This is a genomic window from Pseudomonas sp. FEN, assembly GCF_904067045.1.
In the GTDB taxonomy this organism is placed as follows: Bacteria; Pseudomonadota; Gammaproteobacteria; order Pseudomonadales; family Pseudomonadaceae; genus Aquipseudomonas.
In genome coordinates this window covers 1-18,630 of the sequence record NZ_CAJFDC010000008.1, presented here as the reverse complement: position 1 = coordinate 18,630, position 18,630 = coordinate 1, and the positions used below count along the sequence as shown (strand labels likewise).

21 protein-coding genes, 1 tRNA gene and 4 pseudogenes are annotated in these 18,630 nt (G+C 60.2%); 10 read left to right on the top strand and 16 right to left on the bottom strand.

Features of this window, described 5'->3' with window-relative positions; genetic code table 11:
* Positions 1-792 (top strand): LysR family transcriptional regulator (locus PFEN_RS08615; protein ID WP_191486441.1); only part of this gene is annotated, 792 nt, incomplete at its 5' end.
* 1 nt (position 793) lies between these two features.
* Here PFEN_RS08615 and PFEN_RS31000 read toward each other — a convergent pair.
* From PFEN_RS31000 to PFEN_RS30985, 9 genes and pseudogenes are all read right to left on the bottom strand, one after another.
* Positions 794-919 carry a hypothetical protein gene (locus tag PFEN_RS31000; RefSeq protein ID WP_263596579.1) on the bottom strand — a complete coding sequence of 42 codons (126 nt, stop codon included), beginning with the start codon at positions 917-919 and terminating at the stop codon, positions 794-796.
* A 148-nt stretch (positions 920-1,067) separates the two neighbouring features.
* Positions 1,068-1,475, bottom strand: a complete 408-nt coding sequence (locus PFEN_RS08610) for a hypothetical protein (RefSeq protein ID WP_191485756.1) — start codon at positions 1,473-1,475, stop codon at positions 1,068-1,070.
* Between the two features lie 198 nt (positions 1,476-1,673).
* Positions 1,674-2,706 (bottom strand): annotated as a pseudogene (adhP, locus tag PFEN_RS08605) (alcohol dehydrogenase AdhP).
* A gap of 79 nt (positions 2,707-2,785) precedes the next feature.
* A pseudogene (locus PFEN_RS08600) lies at positions 2,786-4,140 on the bottom strand (NAD(P)(+) transhydrogenase (Re/Si-specific) subunit beta).
* 90 nt (positions 4,141-4,230) lie between these two features.
* Entirely contained in the window at positions 4,231-4,572 is a 342-nt protein-coding gene (locus PFEN_RS08595) for an NAD(P) transhydrogenase subunit alpha (RefSeq protein ID WP_191485759.1), read from the bottom strand.
* A complete protein-coding gene (locus PFEN_RS08590) occupies positions 4,565-5,722 on the bottom strand; it encodes an NAD(P) transhydrogenase subunit alpha (protein WP_191486440.1) in 1,158 nt (385 codons plus the stop codon). Before PFEN_RS08590 ends, PFEN_RS08595 begins: the two co-directional genes overlap by 8 nt.
* A 61-nt stretch (positions 5,723-5,783) precedes the next feature.
* A complete protein-coding gene (locus tag PFEN_RS30995; RefSeq protein WP_263596598.1) occupies positions 5,784-6,614 on the bottom strand; it encodes an aldehyde dehydrogenase family protein in 831 nt (276 codons plus the stop codon).
* Complete coding sequence (locus PFEN_RS30990; protein ID WP_263596597.1) at positions 6,614-6,820, bottom strand: aldehyde dehydrogenase family protein; 207 nt, start codon at positions 6,818-6,820, stop codon at positions 6,614-6,616. Before PFEN_RS30990 ends, PFEN_RS30995 begins: the two co-directional genes overlap by 1 nt.
* Before the next feature lie 91 nt (positions 6,821-6,911).
* Entirely contained in the window at positions 6,912-7,163 is a 252-nt protein-coding gene (locus PFEN_RS30985) for an aldehyde dehydrogenase family protein (RefSeq protein WP_263596596.1), read from the bottom strand.
* 881 nt (positions 7,164-8,044) lie between these two features.
* Between PFEN_RS30985 and PFEN_RS08580 the strand changes: the two genes are divergently transcribed.
* The 7 genes and pseudogenes from PFEN_RS08580 (at position 8,045) to PFEN_RS30980 (ending at position 14,419) form a co-directional block, all read left to right on the top strand.
* Positions 8,045-9,427: an NAD-dependent succinate-semialdehyde dehydrogenase gene (locus PFEN_RS08580; RefSeq protein ID WP_191485760.1), complete on the top strand. Its 1,383-nt coding sequence runs from the start codon at positions 8,045-8,047 to the stop codon at positions 9,425-9,427.
* Between the two features lie 61 nt (positions 9,428-9,488).
* Positions 9,489-10,646: an NAD(P) transhydrogenase subunit alpha gene (locus PFEN_RS08575; protein ID WP_191486440.1), complete on the top strand. Its 1,158-nt coding sequence runs from the start codon at positions 9,489-9,491 to the stop codon at positions 10,644-10,646.
* Positions 10,639-10,980, top strand: a complete 342-nt coding sequence (locus tag PFEN_RS08570; protein ID WP_191485759.1) for an NAD(P) transhydrogenase subunit alpha — start codon at positions 10,639-10,641, stop codon at positions 10,978-10,980. Before PFEN_RS08575 ends, PFEN_RS08570 begins: the two co-directional genes overlap by 8 nt.
* 9 nt (positions 10,981-10,989) lie before the next feature.
* A pseudogene (locus PFEN_RS08565) lies at positions 10,990-12,425 on the top strand (NAD(P)(+) transhydrogenase (Re/Si-specific) subunit beta).
* Between the two features lie 79 nt (positions 12,426-12,504).
* A complete protein-coding gene (gene adhP, locus PFEN_RS08560; RefSeq protein ID WP_191485757.1) occupies positions 12,505-13,539 on the top strand; it encodes an alcohol dehydrogenase AdhP in 1,035 nt (344 codons plus the stop codon).
* 198 nt (positions 13,540-13,737) lie between these two features.
* Complete coding sequence (locus tag PFEN_RS08555; protein ID WP_191485756.1) at positions 13,738-14,145, top strand: hypothetical protein; 408 nt, start codon at positions 13,738-13,740, stop codon at positions 14,143-14,145.
* Positions 14,146-14,293: 148 nt separating this feature from the next.
* On the top strand, positions 14,294-14,419 hold the full coding sequence (locus PFEN_RS30980; protein WP_263596579.1) for a hypothetical protein: 126 nt from the start codon (positions 14,294-14,296) through the stop codon (positions 14,417-14,419).
* A gap of 1 nt (position 14,420) precedes the next feature.
* On the opposite strand, the gene PFEN_RS30565 is transcribed toward PFEN_RS30980, so the two are convergent.
* The 4 genes from PFEN_RS30565 to PFEN_RS08545 all read right to left on the bottom strand — a co-directional run bounded on the left by PFEN_RS30565 (position 14,421) and on the right by PFEN_RS08545 (position 15,734).
* Entirely contained in the window at positions 14,421-14,579 is a 159-nt protein-coding gene (locus PFEN_RS30565; RefSeq protein ID WP_224770929.1) for a hypothetical protein, read from the bottom strand.
* A gap of 5 nt (positions 14,580-14,584) precedes the next feature.
* Entirely contained in the window at positions 14,585-14,875 is a 291-nt protein-coding gene (locus PFEN_RS30560; protein ID WP_224770928.1) for a hypothetical protein, read from the bottom strand.
* A gap of 31 nt (positions 14,876-14,906) precedes the next feature.
* Complete coding sequence (locus tag PFEN_RS30555) at positions 14,907-15,263, bottom strand: LysR family transcriptional regulator (protein WP_224770927.1); 357 nt, start codon at positions 15,261-15,263, stop codon at positions 14,907-14,909.
* A gap of 216 nt (positions 15,264-15,479) precedes the next feature.
* Positions 15,480-15,734 carry a DUF6124 family protein gene (locus tag PFEN_RS08545; RefSeq protein WP_191486442.1) on the bottom strand — a complete coding sequence of 85 codons (255 nt, stop codon included), beginning with the start codon at positions 15,732-15,734 and terminating at the stop codon, positions 15,480-15,482.
* Between the two features lie 688 nt (positions 15,735-16,422).
* Between PFEN_RS08545 and PFEN_RS08540 the strand changes: the two genes are divergently transcribed.
* On the top strand, positions 16,423-16,587 hold the full coding sequence (locus PFEN_RS08540) for a hypothetical protein (RefSeq protein ID WP_191485754.1): 165 nt from the start codon (positions 16,423-16,425) through the stop codon (positions 16,585-16,587).
* Positions 16,580-16,912: a hypothetical protein gene (locus PFEN_RS08535; RefSeq protein ID WP_191485753.1), complete on the top strand. Its 333-nt coding sequence runs from the start codon at positions 16,580-16,582 to the stop codon at positions 16,910-16,912. Before PFEN_RS08540 ends, PFEN_RS08535 begins: the two co-directional genes overlap by 8 nt.
* Before the next feature lie 114 nt (positions 16,913-17,026).
* Here the strand turns inward: PFEN_RS08535 and PFEN_RS08530 are convergent.
* From PFEN_RS08530 to PFEN_RS31370, 3 genes and pseudogenes are all read right to left on the bottom strand, one after another.
* Positions 17,027-17,103, bottom strand: a tRNA-Met gene (locus PFEN_RS08530).
* Between the two features lie 115 nt (positions 17,104-17,218).
* On the bottom strand, positions 17,219-17,905 hold the full coding sequence (locus PFEN_RS31375) for a methyl-accepting chemotaxis protein (protein WP_412071409.1): 687 nt from the start codon (positions 17,903-17,905) through the stop codon (positions 17,219-17,221).
* A 122-nt stretch (positions 17,906-18,027) separates the two neighbouring features.
* A pseudogene (locus tag PFEN_RS31370) lies at positions 18,028-18,630 on the bottom strand (methyl-accepting chemotaxis protein); the annotation flags it as partial.

Genomic DNA, 18,630 nt, shown 5'->3' with positions numbered 1-18,630 from the left:
AAGAGCTTCACTCGCGCCGCCGATGCTATAGGCGGCACCCAGGCGGCTATCAGCCTCAAAATAAAGCGCTTGGAAGAAACCCTCGGGCGCAAGCTGCTGGAACGCACGCCGCGACGAGTCACGTTATCGGCTCATGGGCAGATGTTCGTCGCCAGCGCACGGCACTTGCTGGATAACTACCAGCAAGCGATGAACTGTTTCGGCAAGCAGAAACGCACCCTGCGGGTCGGCGTCAGCCATCACATTGTCGGGGCCGATCTCACCCTGTGGCTGCGACGCATGGCGAACACCGACCCGGAGGTGATCGTCGCCTTCAGCCTGGGCACGTCCCGGGATATGCTGGAGAGCTACGAGCAGGGCAAGCTGGATGTGGCCTTGGTCCTGAGGCACGACAACCGGCGCCAGGACGGCGAGGTGATTGGCGCCGCGCGATTCAGCTGGATGGCGGCGCAAGACTTCGAACTGCTCCCCGGAGAACCGTTGCCACTGGCGATACAACCGGCGCCCTGTGGCATGCGCAGCATGGTGATGGCGGCCCTACAAACACAGAACCGCCCCTGGGAAGAGGTCTTTGTCGGCAGCGGAATTCTGGCCATTGGCGCGGCCGTCGCGGCCGGCATCGGAATAGGCGCCATGGTCGAGCGCATGGCTGCGCACGGCTGTGTCGACGTGGAACAGCGGATCGACCTGCCGCCCCTGCCCTCGCGTGAAATCGTGCTCTATACCGCGCAGCGCGACGCCCAGGCGCAAGCGCTGATCAGCGCGTTGAGCGCGGACATCTCAAACAGTTGAACTAGAAGAACAAGCGTCCAGTCCTGGCCATCATCACCGCCAGACTCACCAAACCCAGACTGACGAGGACGAATGCCGCGAGATGTACCAGCACCAGCATGAGCGGCTGCATTCGATACTGTTCCATATTGGCTTCCTTGGTGGGCTCCAGAAGCAACAGTATGGGGAGGGCAATAGTGCGTGAAACAGACGTTGCGGGCTATTTCAGTGATAAGCGTTGCGCTTGTGGCCATGGAAATAACGACAGCTCCAGCAACGACTCCTGGACAAGCTGCCTACGGTACCGCGTAGCTCTCGTAATCCAAGGCGATCATGCCGTCTTTCGAGTAGCTGACGTACACCACCACCGCATCACTGCTGACGACCAAGGCGTAGGGCCATTTGCCGTTAGCCTTCCTCAACTGCTCATACAGCGGCGTAAAGTAGCTCTTTGTCTGGCCTCGTGGGTCGTAGGGCAATTGCACATGAAAAATCGGATAGTGCCCTCCATTGCATAACTGCACCCGCTCCAGCTTGATGTCATCTTTCTCCAGCACTGCACGGGTTGGATGCTGCCAGGCAACGAGGTCGACATCGTGACAATCGTTGACCGTGCTGCTGTAGAGTTCGGTGTTTTCCAAGGCGGGAAGTGCCGAAGCCAAGCAAGGCAAAAGCAACAATGGCAGGGGAAGAAAACGCGGCATGGCAGCGCTCCGAAAGAGGCAGGAACGCAATTGTAAAGCCTTGACCGCATTCTGGCTGACTATCCGCAGCCGGAAGCTCAAGCGCCAAACCCACCCGGCGCCACAAAGCCGCACAAAAACCCCAGACACTCGAAGCGCTGGGGCTTTTCTTTCGGAGGGACAGGCCCGGGATTTCAGCCGCATCCGCCTACTGAAAGATCAATTCAGCTTGAAATCGATCACGACTCTCGCCGCCACATCGCCCTTTTCCAATCGCTCGAAGACTTGATTGATGGCCGACAGCGGCTGGCGCTCGATATCCGCCTTGACCTTGCCTTCGGCGGCAAATGCCAGCGCCTCGGCCATGTCCTGTCGGTTGCCCACGAAAGAACCACGCACGGTGATGCAGTTGGCGACCACACCGAATAGATCCATGGGAAAGTCGCCAGGCGGCAGGCCGACCAGGACGCAGGTGCCCAGTTTTCGGGTCATCGCCACACCCTGTGTGAAGGCCCCAAGCGAGGGGGCGGTGATCAGCACACCATGGCTCCGCCGTCCGTCGCGGCAATGACCGCCGCCACCGGATCGCTGCCCTTGGCATTCACGACGGCGTCAGCCCCAACGCGGTCGCATGGGCCAACTTGCCGTCGTCAATGTCCACGGCACACACCCGTAGGCCCATGGCCTTGGCGTACTGGACCGCGAGATGCCCCAAGCCGCCAATGCCGGAAATAACGATCCACTGCCCCGGCCGGACATCGGCTTCCTTGATGCCCTTGTAGGTCGTCACCCCGGCGCAAATAATCGGTGCCGCCTCGCAGGGATCCAGGCCAGCCGGGATATGCGCGACATAATTCGGGTCCGCCAGAATGTATTCCGCGAATCCGCCGTTGCGTGTGTAGCCACCAAACTCGGCTTTCGCGCAGACGGTCTCCCACGCCTGCAGGCAGTATTCACAATGACCACACGCCGAGTAGAGCCACGGCACGCCGACTCGCTCGCCCATTTGTACGGCGGTGACGCCAGTGCCCAGCGCCACCACTCTGCCGATGCCTTCATGTCCGGGCGTAAAGGGCAGTCCTGGCTTGAGTGGCCAATCTCCTCGCGCCGCATGCAAGTCGGTGTGACACACACCACAGGCCTCAACCTTGATCAGGATCATCCCCGGCCCTACCGCCGGGATGTCCACCTGACGGACAACCAATGGCTTTCCGAACGCCTCGACGACCGCCGCCAACATTTTACTTTCCATCGGACTACCCTTCTTCAGAGTGGTAATTGCTCGCCCGACAACCGCCAGGCGAACACGAAAACAAGCGTCAACCGATCGTTCAAGCCAAGCCTCTGACCGCCTCGATCATTTTTACCAACACGGCCTGCGCATCGCCGTAAACCATGTTGCAGTTTTCTCCGTAGAACAGCTGATTCTGGATACCGGCGTAGCCCTTGCCTCCCCGCGCTTGACCACATACACATGATGGGCCTTATCAACATCGAGAATCGGCATGCCGTAGATGGGCGACGACTTGTCGCTGCGCGCGGCGGGGTTGACCACGTCGTTGGCACCGATCACCAACACCACATCGGTGTCGGGAAAGTCGGTATTGATGTCTTCCAATTGGAAAATCAGATCGTAGGGCACCCCGGCCTCCGCCAGTAACACGTCCATTTGCCCAGGCATGCGCCCCGCCACCGGGTGCACGGCGAACCTCACCAGCACGCCGTGCGCCTGTAACAACTTGACGAACTCATAGAGCTTTTGTTGACCCTGGGCGACTGCCAGGCCATAGCCCGGAACGATGATGACCTTATTGGCGTAACGCATAGCGACACCCGCATCGCTCGCCGCCGTCGGCTTGAGCTCGCCCTCGATCACCGCCCCCTTGCGCGTCGGCTGATCACCAAAACGCGCAAAGAGCACATGAACCACCGTGCGATTCATCGCTTTGGCCATGAGCAGAGTCAGCAGCACGCCAGCGGCACCGACCAGCATGCCGGCGATCATCAGCGCCGGTACCTGCAACACAAAGCCTTCAAGGCCAACCGCAAGGCCGGTGAAGGCGTTGTAGATGGAGATGACCACCGGCATGTCGGCACCGCCGATAGGCAGCGTCATCAACACCCCGAACAGCAAGGCGCAGCCGAAGAACACTCCGATCAACCAGAGGACATGACTCAGCGAACCGCCGGCGTCTTGCATGACGACCATCAACCAAGCACCGACACTCAGCGTCACCAGCATCAACAGGGCGTTGATCAGTTGCAGCCCTTTCATGCGTAATGGCTTGTTGAGGCGGCCGTCCAACTTGGCCCAGGCGATCAAGGAGCCCGATAACGAAATCGCGCCGATCAGGGCGCCAAACAAGGTGCCGGCCAACGTCGAGAGATCGAACACCCGACTCCCGAACAACTCCATGGCGGCAATGGCCGCCGCCGCCCCGCCGCCCATGCCGTTGTAGATCGCGACCATCTGCGGCATGGCGGTCATGGCCGCCTTGCGCCCACTCCACCAAGCCATGCCACCGCCGAGCAGCAGGGCAACAAGCGCCAGGCTGACGTTGACCGGCAGTTGCGGTCGAGCCGCTTCGCTCACGGAAAACACGTAGAGAAAACTCACCAACACCGCCGCCAACATGCCCCAACCGGCAACATGAATGCCGCCCGCGGCCGTGACCGGCGAAGACATCCGCCATAACCCGAAGATCAGTAAAAAGGCAGCACCGAGATACACCATCCCGATAAGCCATTGCGAAGTCATAATCAGCATACTCAAACCTCAGGCCTTTTCAGCTTTTCTGGACACGCTGTGATGAGCTTTGCGCCGCTTGGGCTCAGGCGCGCTGGTCTGGAACATCGCGAGCATCCGACCGGTGACCGCGTAGCCTCCCGCCGCATTCCCCGCGCCCAGCAAGACCGCGACAAAGCCTGCGGCTTGTTCGGCGAACGTCACGGCATCGAGCAATCCGATCAGGCCGCCGACAACCACGATGCCATGGACAAAGTTCGAGCCCGACATTAACGGGGTATGCAAAATGGCCGGGACCCGGCCAATGATGACCCAGCCGGCGAAAGCGGCCAGCATGAAAATATACAGACCGACAAAGCCAATACTATTCATGAGTGCTGTGCTCCTTGGCTGCGTGGTCCGCTTCGGTGTCGCCCGGGGGCGCTGGATGCATGAGCTTGCCGGCATGGGTCAGTACTGTTTGCGCCAGAATCTGATCGTCCCAGTCGATGCCGATGACGTTGTTCTTCAACATCAGCGCCAGCAGGTTGAACTGATTTTTCGCGTACAACAGGCTGGCGTCCTGACTCAAGGACGAGGGCAGGTTCAGCGGCGCCATCAGGGTAACCCCACCGATCATGACGGTCTGTCCGGGCACGCAGCCTTCGCAATTGCCCCCCCCTTCGGCGCCAAGATCGACAATGACCGCCCCGGGCTTCATGCCCGCGAGCTGCGCCGCGCTGACCAATCGTGGAGAGGGCCGTCCCGGTACCGCCGCGGTGGTAATGACGAGGTCCGCCTGTTGGATATGCTCGGTCAAGACTTGAGCGACTTGCGCTTTTTCCGCTTCGCTCAACTCGCGCGCATACCCGCCCTTGCCTCGTGCATCGACCCCGACGTCGACGAAACTGGCGCCAAGGGACCTCGCCTGCTCCGCGGTTTCCGGGCGCACATCGTAGCCCTCGACAACGGCTCCGAGCCGATGCGCGGTCGCAATGGCCTCCAGTCCCGCCACCCCCAACCCAAGGACCAGGACGCGGGCGGGCCCCACGATTCCCGCCGCCGTGGTGATCTTGGGCAGTATCCGGGACATATGTACCGAGCCAAGCTGCACCGCGTAATACCCCGACATAGCCGACTGACTTGAAAGTGCATCCATCGACTGGGCCCGGGTGATGCGCGGCAAGCGCTCCATGGCAAAGCAAGTGACCTGGCGCTCCAACAAGCGCTGTACCACCGCCGGATTCTTTTGTGCATAGACAAAGCACAGGAGCACCGAGCCTGGCTTCATCTTGCCGATGACTTCCAGGGATGGCGCCTGCACCGCCAGGACCACATCGGCCTCATGTACCAGTTGCCCACCGTTGGGCAGGAACAGGACGTCCGGATAAACCGAGTCCGGTAGAAAGCTCGCTTCGCCAGCCCCCGATTGCATATGCAACCTGGCGCCGAGCGCACGCAGTTTCGCGCACAGGCTCGGCACCAAAGCCACACGTCGTTCGTGGGGATGGGTTTCTTTCATCACAGCCAGATTGACGTACATCGCGCGCTCCGTTGAAGGCGCCCGACCATGGCGGGCGCCAGGATGTCTGCGGGCCAGGACTTCAGAGCGGCGCTTGGGCCACTACATAACGCACGAGCTTTTTATTGACGAATTGCTGGATGCCCATATCACCCAGCTCGCGACCATAGCCCGAGTTCTTGATGCCGCCAAACGGTAGCTCGGCATCGCTCCAACTGATGTTGTTGATAAACATCATGCCGGTCTCGATGCGACTGGCGACACGACGCCCCCTGGCCAGGTCACGCGTAAACACCGAACCACCGAGGCCGAAGTCGGAATCGTTTGCCAAGGCAATGGCCGCTTCTTCGTCGGCAACGCGGAAAAACAACGCCACGGGGCCAAAGAACTCATCCCTGAATGCCGGATTGTCGGGGGCGATATCCGTGAGAATGGTCGGCGCCATGAATGAGCCGGGACGATCGATCCGCCCGCCGCCCAGCAGAACCTTGGCACCGTGCGCAATCGCCGTCTGCACTTGCTCAAGCAGTTGCAGCAACGCGCCTTCCGAGGACAACGGGCCCAAGGTGGTCTGCTCGTCCATGGGATCGCCGGGGACCAGCGCCGCGAGCGCCGCCTGAAACCCCTCCAGGAACGCGTCGGCCAGTTTATCCACGACAATGAAGCGTTTTGCGGCGCAACAGGTCTGCCCGCAGTTGTACATCCGCCCCCAGATCGCCCACTTGATCGCCAGATCCAGGTCGGCATCCTCGAGCACAATGAACGCGTCGCTGCCGCCCAGCTCCATGGACGATGGCTTCAGATTCTGTCCGGCCCACGCAGCCAGGCTGCGGCCGGCGGCGACACTGCCGGTCAATGCGACGCCGCGGATGCGGTCGTCGTCGACCACCTGCCTGGACTGCTCATGGGAGATCAGCAGATTGGTGTAAGCCCCACGGGCGCGCCGGCATCGAGGAGCAGTTGCTCAAAGGCAATCGCGCATTGCGGCACGCAACCGGCGTGTTTGATCACCAATACGTTACCTGCCATCAGATGCGGCCCCGCTACGCGAGCCAACTGATAGAACGGAAAGTTCCAAGGTTCGACACCAAAAACCACACCAATGGGACTGCTCTCCATATGCGCCTCGCCCTGGTCGGGTGCAGTGCTTCCGGAGCCAGGAAGCGCTCGGCGTTCTTGGCGTAGTACGCCAGGATGTCGGCGCTGAACTTCACTTCGCCCGGGCCTCATTGATGCGCTTGCCCATCTCCAGAGTGACCTTGCGGGCCAGTTCGTCGAATCGCGAATGCATCAGTTCGCCGGCCTTGGCAATGATCGACGCGCGCTGCGCATAGGTCTTGTTTTTCCAGCTGAGGTAACACTGCGCCGCAGCGGCCAGCTTTTGCTCCAACTGCTGATCGGTAAGCGTCTCGAATTGCGCGAGCAACTTGCCGTTGTAAGGATTGATAGTCGTATAGGCCATAACGGTTGCCTTCCAAGGAGGTTGAGTCAAACGCATAACGGATTGAATCCATCGGCTACGCACGTCGAGAACGACATCACGATGTCCCCCTTGGCGGTTGATGACTAGAGTCGGAATCTACTCATACCCGCTCGCTCATTTTCCAGCGCAAAGGAAAAGGCCACTACGCGCCGCTCTAGATCAAGGAAGACAGGGATCGAATTTACTTAGCATAAGTCAATAAATCGTATTCCGACGGGTAGGATCGGCGAACCGGTACCTCCAGAACACCTCCTGTCAGGAATGTCAATCATGCGAGTACCCGATCCATCCCGGAAAGCCATTGCCGGACAAGACACTTGCGGTCCATCCTCAGGATCAACTGCCTGGTCACGGCCGCGAACGAACGGAGGCGACCTCTTGGCAATGATTTCGAGCTGTTCAGAGCCGGCGGCATCGAAAGCACTGAATGATTGCGATGAGGTGCGCCAACATCCGTTCGTTATACCGCTTGGCCAAGTGACCAGGCAGTTGATCCACTGAGGATGGGACCGCAAGTGTCTTGTCCGGCAATGGCTTTTCCGGGATGGATCGGCGTACTCGCATGATTGACATTCCTGACAGGAGGTGTTCTGGAGGTACCGGTTCGCCGATCCTACGCCGTCGGGAATACGATTTATTGACTTATGCTAAGTAAATTCCGATCCCTGTCTTCCTTGATCTAGAGCGGCGCGTAGTGGCCTTTTCCTTTGCGCTGGAAAATGAGCGAGCGGGGTATGAGTAGATTCCGACTCTAGTCATCAACCGCCAAGGGGGGACATCGTGATGTCGTTCTCGACGTGCGTAGCCGATGGATTCAATCCGTTATGCGTTTGACTCAACCTCCTTGGAAGGCAACCGTTATGGCCTATACGACTATCAATCCTTACAACGGCAAGTTGCTCGCGCAATTCGAGACGCTTACCGATCAGCAGTTGGAGCAAAAGCTGGCCGCTGCGGCGCAGTGTTACCTCAGCTGGAAAAACAAGACCTATGCGCAGCGCGCGTCGATCATTGCCAAGGCCGGCGAACTGATGCATTCGCGATTCGACGAACTGGCCCGCAAGGTCACTCTGGAGATGGGCAAGCGCATCAATGAGGCCCGGGGCGAAGTGAAGTTCAGCGCCGACATCCTGGCGTACTACGCCAAGAACGCCGAGCGCTTCCTGGCTCCGGAAGCACTGCACCCGGACCAGGGCGAGGCGCATATGGAGAGCAGTCCCATTGGTGTGGTTTTTGGTGTCGAACCTTGGAACTTTCCGTTCTATCAGTTGGCTCGCGTAGCGGGGCCGCATCTGATGGCAGGTAACGTATTGGTGATCAAACACGCCGGTTGCGTGCCGCAATGCGCGATTGCCTTTGAGCAACTGCTCCTCGATGCCGGCGCGCCCGTGGGGCTTTACACCAATCTGCTGATCTCCCATGAGCAGTCCAGGCAGGTGGTCGACGACGACCGCATCCGCGGCGTCGCATTGACCGGCAGTGTCGCCGCCGGCCGCAGCCTGGCTGCGTGGGCCGGACAGAATCTGAAGCCATCGTCCATGGAGCTGGGCGGCAGCGACGCGTTCATTGTGCTCGAGGATGCCGACCTGGATCTGGCGATCAAGTGGGCGATCTGGGGGCGGATGTACAACTGCGGGCAGACCTGTTGCGCCGCAAAACGCTTCATTGTCGTGGATAAACTGGCCGACGCGTTCCTGGAGGGGTTTCAGGCGGCGCTCGCGGCGCTGGTCCCCGGCGATCCCATGGACGAGCAGACCACCTTGGGCCCGTTGTCCTCGGAAGGCGCGTTGCTGCAACTGCTTGAGCAAGTGCAGACGGCGATTGCGCACGGTGCCAAGGTTCTGCTGGGCGGCGGGCGGATCGATCGTCCCGGCTCATTCATGGCGCCGACCATTCTCACGGATATCGCCCCCGACAATCCGGCATTCAGGGATGAGTTCTTTGGCCCCGTGGCGTTGTTTTTCCGCGTTGCCGACGAAGAAGCGGCCATTGCCTTGGCAAACGATTCCGACTTCGGCCTCGGTGGTTCGGTGTTTACGCGTGACCTGGCCAGGGGGCGTCGTGTCGCCAGTCGCATCGAGACCGGCATGATGTTTATCAACAACATCAGTTGGAGCGATGCCGAGCTACCGTTTGGCGGCATCAAGAACTCGGGCTATGGTCGCGAGCTGGGTGATATGGGCATCCAGCAATTCGTCAATAAAAAGCTCGTGCGTTATGTAGTGGCCCAAGCGCCGCTCTGAAGTCCTGGCCCGCAGACATCCTGGCGCCCGCCATGGTCGGGCGCCTTCAACGGAGCGCGCGATGTACGTCAATCTGGCTGTGATGAAAGAAACCCATCCCCACGAACGACGTGTGGCTTTGGTGCCGAGCCTGTGCGCGAAACTGCGTGCGCTCGGCGCCAGGTTGCATATGCAATCGGGGGCTGGCGAAGCGAGCTTTCTACCGGACTCGGTTTATCCGGACGTCCTGTTCCTGCCCAACGGTGGGCAACTGGTACATGAGGCCGATGTGGTCCTGGCGGTGCAGGCGCCATCCCTGGAAGTCATCGGCAAGATGAAGCCAGGCTCGGTGCTCCTGTGCTTTGTCTATGCACAAAAGAATCCGGCGGTGGTACAGCGCTTGTTGGAGCGCCAGGTCACTTGCTTTGCCATGGAGCGCTTGCCGCGCATCACCCGGGCCCAGTCGATGGATGCACTTTCAAGTCAGTCGGCTATGTCGGGGTATTACGCGGTGCAGCTTGGCTCGGTACATATGTCCCGGATACTGCCCAAGATCACCACGGCGGCGGGAATCGTGGGGCCCGCCCGCGTCCTGGTCCTTGGGTTGGGGGTGGCGGGACTGGAGGCCATTGCGACCGCGCATCGGCTCGGAGCCGTTGTCGAGGGCTACGATGTGCGCCCGGAAACCGCGGAGCAGGCGAGGTCCCTTGGCGCCAGTTTCGTCGACGTCGGGGTCGATGCACGAGGCAAGGGCGGGTATGCGCGCGAGTTGAGCGAAGCGGAAAAAGCGCAAGTCGCTCAAGTCTTGACCGAGCATATCCAACAGGCGGACCTCGTCATTACCACCGCGGCGGTACCGGGACGGCCCTCTCCACGATTGGTCAGCGCGGCGCAGCTCGCGGGCATGAAGCCCGGGGCGGTCATTGTCGATCTTGGCGCCGAAGGGGGGGGCAATTGCGAAGGCTGCGTGCCCGGACAGACCGTCATGATCGGTGGGGTTACCCTGATGGCGCCGCTGAACCTGCCCTCGTCCTTGAGTCAGGACGCCAGCCTGTTGTACGCGAAAAATCAGTTCAACCTGCTGGCGCTGATGTTGAAGAACAACGTCATCGGCATCGACTGGGACGATCAGATTCTGGCGCAAACAGTACTGACCCATGCCGGCAAGCTCATGCATCCAGCGCCCCCGGGCGACACCGAAGCGGACCACGCAGCCAAGGAGCACAGCACTCATGAATAGTATTGGCTTTGTCGGTCTGTATATTTTCATGCTGGCCGCTTTCGCCGGCTGGGTCATCATTGGCCGGGTCCCGGCCATTTTGCATACCCCGTTAATGTCGGGCTCGAACTTTGTCCATGGCATCGTGGTTGTCGGCGGCCTGATCGGATTGCTCGATGCCGTGACGTTCGCCGAACAAGCCGCAGGCTTTGTCGCGGTCTTGCTGGGCGCGGGGAATGCGGCGGGAGGCTACGCGGTCACCGGTCGGATGCTCGCGATGTTCCAGACCAGCGCGCCTGAGCCCAAGCGGCGCAAAGCTCATCACAGCGTGTCCAGAAAAGCTGAAAAGGCCTGAGGTTTGAGTATGCTGATTATGACTTCGCAATGGCTTATCGGGATGGTGTATCTCGGTGCTGCCTTTTTACTGATCTTCGGGTTATGGCGGATGTCTTCGCCGGTCACGGCCGCGGGCGGCATTCATGTTGCCGGTTGGGGCATGTTGGCGGCGGTGTTGGTGAGTTTTCTCTACGTGTTTTCCGTGAGCGAAGCGGCTCGACCGCAACTGCCGGTCAACGTCAGCCTGGCGCTTGTTGCCCTGCTGCTCGGCGGTGGCATGGCTTGGTGGAGTGGGCGCAAGGCGGCCATGACCGCCATGCCGCAGATGGTCGCGATCTACAACGGCATGGGCGGCGGGGCGGCGGCGGCCATTGCCGCCATGGAGTTGTTCGGGAGTCGGGTGTTCGATCTCTCGACGTTGGCCGGCACCTTGTTTGGCGCCCTGATCGGCGCGATTTCGTTATCGGGCTCCTTGATCGCCTGGGCCAAGTTGGACGGCCGCCTCAACAAGCCATTACGCATGAAAGGGCTGCAACTGATCAACGCCCTGTTGATGCTGGTGACGCTGAGTGTCGGTGCTTGGTTGATGGTCGTCATGCAAGACGCCGGCGGTTCGCTGAGTCATGTCCTCTGGTTGATCGGAGTGTTCTTCGGCTGCGCCTTGCTGTTCGGGGTGTTGATGACGCTGCCTATCGGCGGTGCCGACATGCCGGTGGTCATCTCCATCTACAACGCCTTCACCGGCCTTGCGGTTGGCCTTGAAGGCTTTGTGTTGCAGGTACCGGCGCTGATGATCGCCGGCATGCTGGTCGGTGCCGCTGGCGTGCTGCTGACTCTGCTCATGGCCAAAGCGATGAATCGCACGGTGGTTCATGTGCTCTTTGCGCGTTTTGGTGATCAGCCGACGCGCAAGGGGGCGGTGATCGAGGGCGAGCTCAAGCCGACGGCGGCGAGCGATGCGGGTGTCGCTATGCGTTACGCCAATAAGGTCATCATCGTTCCGGGCTATGGCCTGGCAGTCGCCCAGGGTCAACAAAAGCTCTATGAGTTCGTCAAGTTGTTACAGGCGCACGGCGTGCTGGTGAGGTTCGCCGTGCACCCGGTGGCGGGGCGCATGCCTGGGCAAATGGACGTGTTACTGGCGGAGGCCGGGGTGCCCTACGATCTGATTTTCCAATTGGAAGACATCAATACCGACTTTCCCGACACCGATGTGGTGTTGGTGATCGGTGCCAACGACGTGGTCAACCCCGCCGCGCGCAGCGACAAGTCGTCGCCCATCTACGGCATGCCGATTCTCGATGTTGATAAGGCCCATCATGTGTATGTGGTCAAGCGCGGGAGGGCAAGGGCTACGCCGGTATCCAGAATCAGCTGTTCTACGGAGAAAACTGCAACATGGTTTACGGCGATGCGCAGGCCGTGTTGGTAAAAATGATCGAGGCGGTCAGAGGCTTGGCTTGAACGATCGGTTGACGCTTGTTTTCGTGTTCGCCTGGCGGTTGTCGGGCGAGCAATTACCACTCTGAAGAAGGGTAGTCCGATGGAAAGTAAAATGTTGGCGGCGGTCGTCGAGGCGTTCGGAAAGCCATTGGTTGTCCGTCAGGTGGACATCCCGGCGGTAGGGCCGGGGATGATCCTGATCAAGGTTGAGGCCTGTGGTGTGTGTCACACCGACTTGCATGCGGCGCGAGGAGATTGGCCACTCAAGCCAGGACTGCCCTTTACGCCCGGACATGAAGGCATCGGCAGAGTGGTGGCGCTGGGCACTGGCGTCACCGCCGTACAAATGGGCGAGCGAGTCGGCGTGCCGTGGCTCTACTCGGCGTGTGGTCATTGTGAATACTGCCTGCAGGCGTGGGAGACCGTCTGCGCGAAAGCCGAGTTTGGTGGCTACACACGCAACGGCGGATTCGCGGAATACATTCTGGCGGACCCGAATTATGTCGCGCATATCCCGGCTGGCCTGGATCCCTGCGAGGCGGCACCGATTATTTGCGCCGGGGTGACGACCTACAAGGGCATCAAGGAAGCCGATGTCCGGCCGGGGCAGTGGATCGTTATTTCCGGCATTGGCGGCTTGGGGCATCTCGCGGTCCAGTACGCCAAGGCCATGGGCCTACGGGTGTGTGCCGTGGACATTGACGACGGCAAGTTGGCCCATGCGACCGCGTTGGGGGCTGACGCCGTCGTGAATGCCAAGGGCAGCGATCCGGTGGCGGCGGTCATTGCCGCGACGGACGGCGGAGCCCATGGTGTGCTGATCACCGCCCCCTCGCTTGGGGCCTTCACACAGGGTGTGGCGATGACCCGAAAACTGGGCACCTGCGTCCTGGTCGGCCTGCCGCCTGGCGACTTTCCCATGGATCTATTCGGTGTGGTCGCCAACTGCATCACCGTGCGTGGTTCTTTCGTGGGCAACCGACAGGACATGGCCGAGGCGCTGGCATTTGCCGCCGAAGGCAAGGTCAAGGCGGATATCGAGCGCCAGCCGCTGTCGGCCATCAATCAAGTCTTCGAGCGATTGGAAAAGGGCGATGTGGCGGCGAGAGTCGTGATCGATTTCAAGCTGAATTGATCTTTCAGTAGGCGGATGCGGCTGAAATCCCGGGCCTGTCCCTCCGAAAGAAAAGCCCCAGCGCTTCGAGTGTCTGGGGTTTTTGTGCGGCTTTGTGGCGCCGGGTGGGTTTGGCGCTTGAGCTTCCGGCTGCGGATAGTCAGCCAGAATGCGGTCAAGGCTTTACAATTGCGTTCCTGCCTCTTTCGGAGCGCTGCCATGCCGCGTTTTCTTCCCCTGCCATTGTTGCTTTTGCCTTGCTTGGCTTCGGCACTTCCCGCCTTGGAAAACACCGAACTCTACAGCAGCACGGTCAACGATTGTCACGATGTCGACCTCGTTGCCTGGCAGCATCCAACCCGTGCAGTGCTGGAGAAAGATGACATCAAGCTGGAGCGGGTGCAGTTATGCAATGGAGGGCACTATCCGATTTTTCATGTGCAATTGCCCTACGACCCACGAGGCCAGACAAAGAGCTACTTTACGCCGCTGTATGAGCAGTTGAGGAAGGCTAACGGCAAATGGCCCTACGCCTTGGTCGTCAGCAGTGATGCGGTGGTGGTGTACGTCAGCTACTCGAAAGACGGCATGATCGCCTTGGATTACGAGAGCTACGCGGTACCGTAGGCAGCTTGTCCAGGAGTCGTTGCTGGAGCTGTCGTTATTTCCATGGCCACAAGCGCAACGCTTATCACTGAAATAGCCCGCAACGTCTGTTTCACGCACTATTGCCCTCCCCATACTGTTGCTTCTGGAGCCCACCAAGGAAGCCAATATGGAACAGTATCGAATGCAGCCGCTCATGCTGGTGCTGGTACATCTCGCGGCATTCGTCCTCGTCAGTCTGGGTTTGGTGAGTCTGGCGGTGATGATGGCCAGGACTGGACGCTTGTTCTTCTAGTTCAACTGTTTGAGATGTCCGCGCTCAACGCGCTGATCAGCGCTTGCGCCTGGGCGTCGCGCTGCGCGGTATAGAGCACGATTTCACGCGAGGGCAGGGGCGGCAGGTCGATCCGCTGTTCCACGTCGACACAGCCGTGCGCAGCCATGCGCTCGACCATGGCGCCTATTCCGATGCCGGCCGCGACGGCCGCGCCAATGGCCAGAATTCCGCTGCCGACAAAGACCTCTTCCCAGGGCGGTTCTGTGTTTGTAGGGCCGCCATCACCATGCTGCGCATGCCACAGGGCGCCGGTTGTATCGCCAGTGGCAACGGTTCTCCGGGGAGCAGTTCGAAGTCTTGCGCCGCCATCCAGCTGAATCGCGCGGCGCCAATCACCTCGCCGTCCTGGCGCCGGTTGTCGTGCCTCAGGACCAAGGCCACATCCAGCTTGCCCTGCTCGTAGCTCTCCAGCATATCCCGGACGTGCCCAGGCTGAAGGCGACGATCACCTCCGGGTCGGTGTTCGCCATGCGTCGCAGCCACAGGGTGAGATCGGCCCCGACAATGTGATGGCTGACGCGACCCGCAGGGTGCGTTTCTGCTTGCCGAAACAGTTCATCGCTTGCTGGTAGTTATCCAGCAAGTGCCGTGCGCTGGCGACGAACATCTGCCCATGAGCCGATAACGTGACTCGTCGCGGCGTGCGTTCCAGCAGCTTGCGCCCGAGGGTTTCTTCCAAGCGCTTTATTTTGAGGCTGATAGCCGCCTGGGTGCCGCCTATAGCATCGGCGGCGCGAGTGAAGCTCTTGAGTTCCGCAACCAGGACAAACGCCTGGATAGCGTCGATATCGGGCATTTTCATGGTGGCGCTCGAGGGCCTATGTCGAAGGTGATGAAGTTACCATGACCCGTGACATGTGTACCGAAGGCGGCTTTCGCGACACCATATTTTGAGAGCGAAAGCCCTGGGTATTGTGCGTGCCCGGGGCTTTTTCATGATAATTGCGAGGGTTTTTGGAAGGCAAAAAACTGGTTATGAGCGAGTGTTGAGCCAGTACCTTTTATTGCACCGCTCTGGTCAGCCCGGGACCGCTATTTCTTCTATCACAGAGTCCAGCTTGCGCTGTGCCAGTTCGATCAGATGCACGATGCCCATCGCCACCTTGCGGTTGGCGCCCGTGAGGTTGTCGGCATTTTCATAGGCGGTGGCGGCAGCGGAATCGAGGATTGAGCTGGCATTGACCAGGGCGTCTTCGTGGCTTTGAGAGATGGGTGGGTGTTTGAGCGACACAGTGGCGCTGGGCGCTTTTGGTGTGTGACCTTCTGGTCGCATGTAGTGAGCCAGGGCGCGGTCGACGGCTTGTGGTCGATGGTTTCTATGCCGGATGAAGCAGGTGGATTAGGCGTTACCTTGAACATGATTGTGCATCCCCAATGTTGAATGGAGCTGCCGGCTATCGCTGCTAAACGAATGTGGGTGGCAGCTGTACGCAGGTTAGCAGACCGGAACATTGGGAAACCCGGCGCACCCGAAGGTGCCCTGCGCACAGCCACCATAAAACGGAGGCAAAAAAATGCACCCGACTTGGGTGGCGCTGTGCGCCCAATGTTAAAGATTCCAGGCTGCTAAACCCGATCACTGATTTGGCAGTGACGACTCAAGGCTAGCCAGCGAAATCGGCGGGCGCAACAGGGCGGAAGTTTCTAGAAATTTCAGGCGAGGGAAAGAGAGATGTCTTGCAGGTCAAGCGAAAGCACCGGAGATAAGGTGTGTGTTTGATGGTGGGGCGTATCCGTCCGGTCATTGCGGTGAAGTGGTCAAATTAAGATTAAGCGATTGACTGGGGGGATGACGGTTGGAGGACAACGACTCAATACCAAAGGAATGGCGGATCACGTTAAGCCAATTCATAAGTTTCCTGGTAAAGGCTGGCCGATCAAGCTCTTGTCCAGTATGCCCCCACGATGGCGAGTGGAATTTCTATATCGACAAATCTCTGGAGATGGGCCTTGAGTCTTGCATGATGATCACCAGGATGGATGAGGTCTCACCAGAGCGTTTGCTTTCTGAGCGAGTGGCGCATCCAACATTCTCGATGGAATGCCCCAACTGCGGCTACATGGCTTACACCAGCGTCAAAAAAGTTGTGGAAGGCTTGTCTCCCATGGAGAAGGAAAATGGGTGATGTCGTTTCTGGTCGATGGGATGACAAGAAGGGGGATGCGAGCAATACTGGTGGTGAGGAACCGCCTGGAGATCATCCCGTGGAAGTACGCGTAGCGGCATTGGAGAAGGTAATCCCTGAGATCAGGGAGCGGCTTGCTCGCGTCGAGACAAAACTCGACAACGTTGAAAGGAACATGGCAACCAAGTTCGATGTGGAGGCGTTGCGCGGCTCAATCTCTACTGACGTTCAAAAAGTCGTCAGTGACTCGACTTGGCGCTTCGTGCAAATTTCGGCCGTTCTCGCGGGGCTTGCCTTCACGGCGGCAAAATTCATTCATCCGTAAATTCTGAGCTCCGCGAGGCCCATCTCCGGGTCTGTCGTTTCTGCCTTCCTGGTCCACCACTTTTCTCCGGGCATAAAAAAACGGCCTACCTTTCGGTAAGCCGTTTTTAGTACTTGGTGGCTACACAGGGACTTGAACCCCGGACCCCAGCATTATGAATGCTATGCTCTAACCAACTGAGCTATGTAGCCAAGTGGCGCGCATTATTCGCCGGTAACGATGTTGTGTCAAGCAAATATCTGAAAATTTTCTCTACGCTATCAAACGCTTAAGGCCCACCGGCGAAAACCGTGGGCCTTGACCTCCTCAACTCAGGCGAAAGCGCCCGGTATTGTCGCTCAGGGCCTTGCTGCCTTCGCTCAGGCTGTCCGCCGCGCGGTTGACCGCGCGCGCGCCTTCCAGCAGCCGTAGCGCCGCCTGGTCGATCTGCTGGATATTGCCGCTGACCTCGTCCGCCGTGCTCGCCTGCTCGTCCACCGCCGTGGCGATCTGTGCCAGGGTGTCGGTGACGGTCTGCACGGCTCCGGCGATTTCCACCAGCCGCTGACCCAGCCCGGTCACCGATTGGGCGTCGGTCTCGGCCTGGAGACAGGCCGCTTCCATCAGGGTCACGGCCTGGCTGACCGTGGAGCGCAGGCTGTCGACGGTGCTGGCGATCTGCGCGGTCGAACTCTGGGTGCGCTGCGACAGGCTGCGCACTTCATCGGCCACTACCGCGAAGCCGCGCCCTTGCTCACCAGCCCGCGCCGCTTCGATGGCGGCGTTCAGGGCCAGCAGGTTGGTCTGCTCGGCCACCCCGCGAATGGTGTCGACCACCAACTGGATCTGCTGCCCCTGTTCGCTGACCCGGCCCAGGGCCGCAGCGGTTTCGTTCAGGCGCTGGTTCAGTTGCTGGATACTGGCGGTGGTGCGCTGGCTGTCGCGGCTGCTCTCCGAGGCAATGCGCTGGGTGTTCTGGGCGCTGTCGGAGGCCTGTTCGCAGCTCTGCGCCACGCCTTGGGAGGTGGCCGCCAGTTGCGTGGCCGCCGCGGCGATCTGGCTGATTTGCGCCTGTTGCGTCTCGACCTCGCTGAGGGCTCCGCTGGAGTGGGTGTTGAGGGTGCGCACCGCCGCGCTCAGTTGCAGGGTCTCATGGTCGACCCCTGCAGGCTGGTGCGCAGTTGCACCACGGCGACGTTCAGCGCGGTGCTGATGGCCGCGAGCTCGTCACGGCCCTCCACCGGCACCTGCAGGCAGAGGTTGCCGTCGCGCAGGGATTCGGCCAGCAGAGTGATACCGCTGGCGCTCCGGCGGATCGAGGCCTGCAGGCAGACGAACAGGTACAGCGCCGCCAGCAGCAGGCAACCGAAAATCCCCGCCAGCAGGCTGAACTGGCGGATGGGCGCGCCGTGGTAATGGTCCAGGCGGCTGTCGAGGGCGGTGAGGCTGTCCTGGCGCAAGCTGGCGAGTTCGCCGAGCATGTTGTCCAGGGTCTGTTCGAAACCCTCGGTCTTGAGGCTGATACTGCCGGCGAACATCCCGTCGTCGAGGGTCTTGAGGCCGTCATCCAAGTGTTTCAGGCTGGCGTGGTAGCGCTCCGCCCAGTTTTTCAGCTCCGCTGGCAGGCGGCTTTCCAGCAGGTTGCCGGTCTTGGTCAATTGTTCGCGGGCATCGCCGATACGGCTGCGCAGATCCTTCAGTTGCAGGCGACTTTGCAGGCTGAACTGGCCCGACACCAC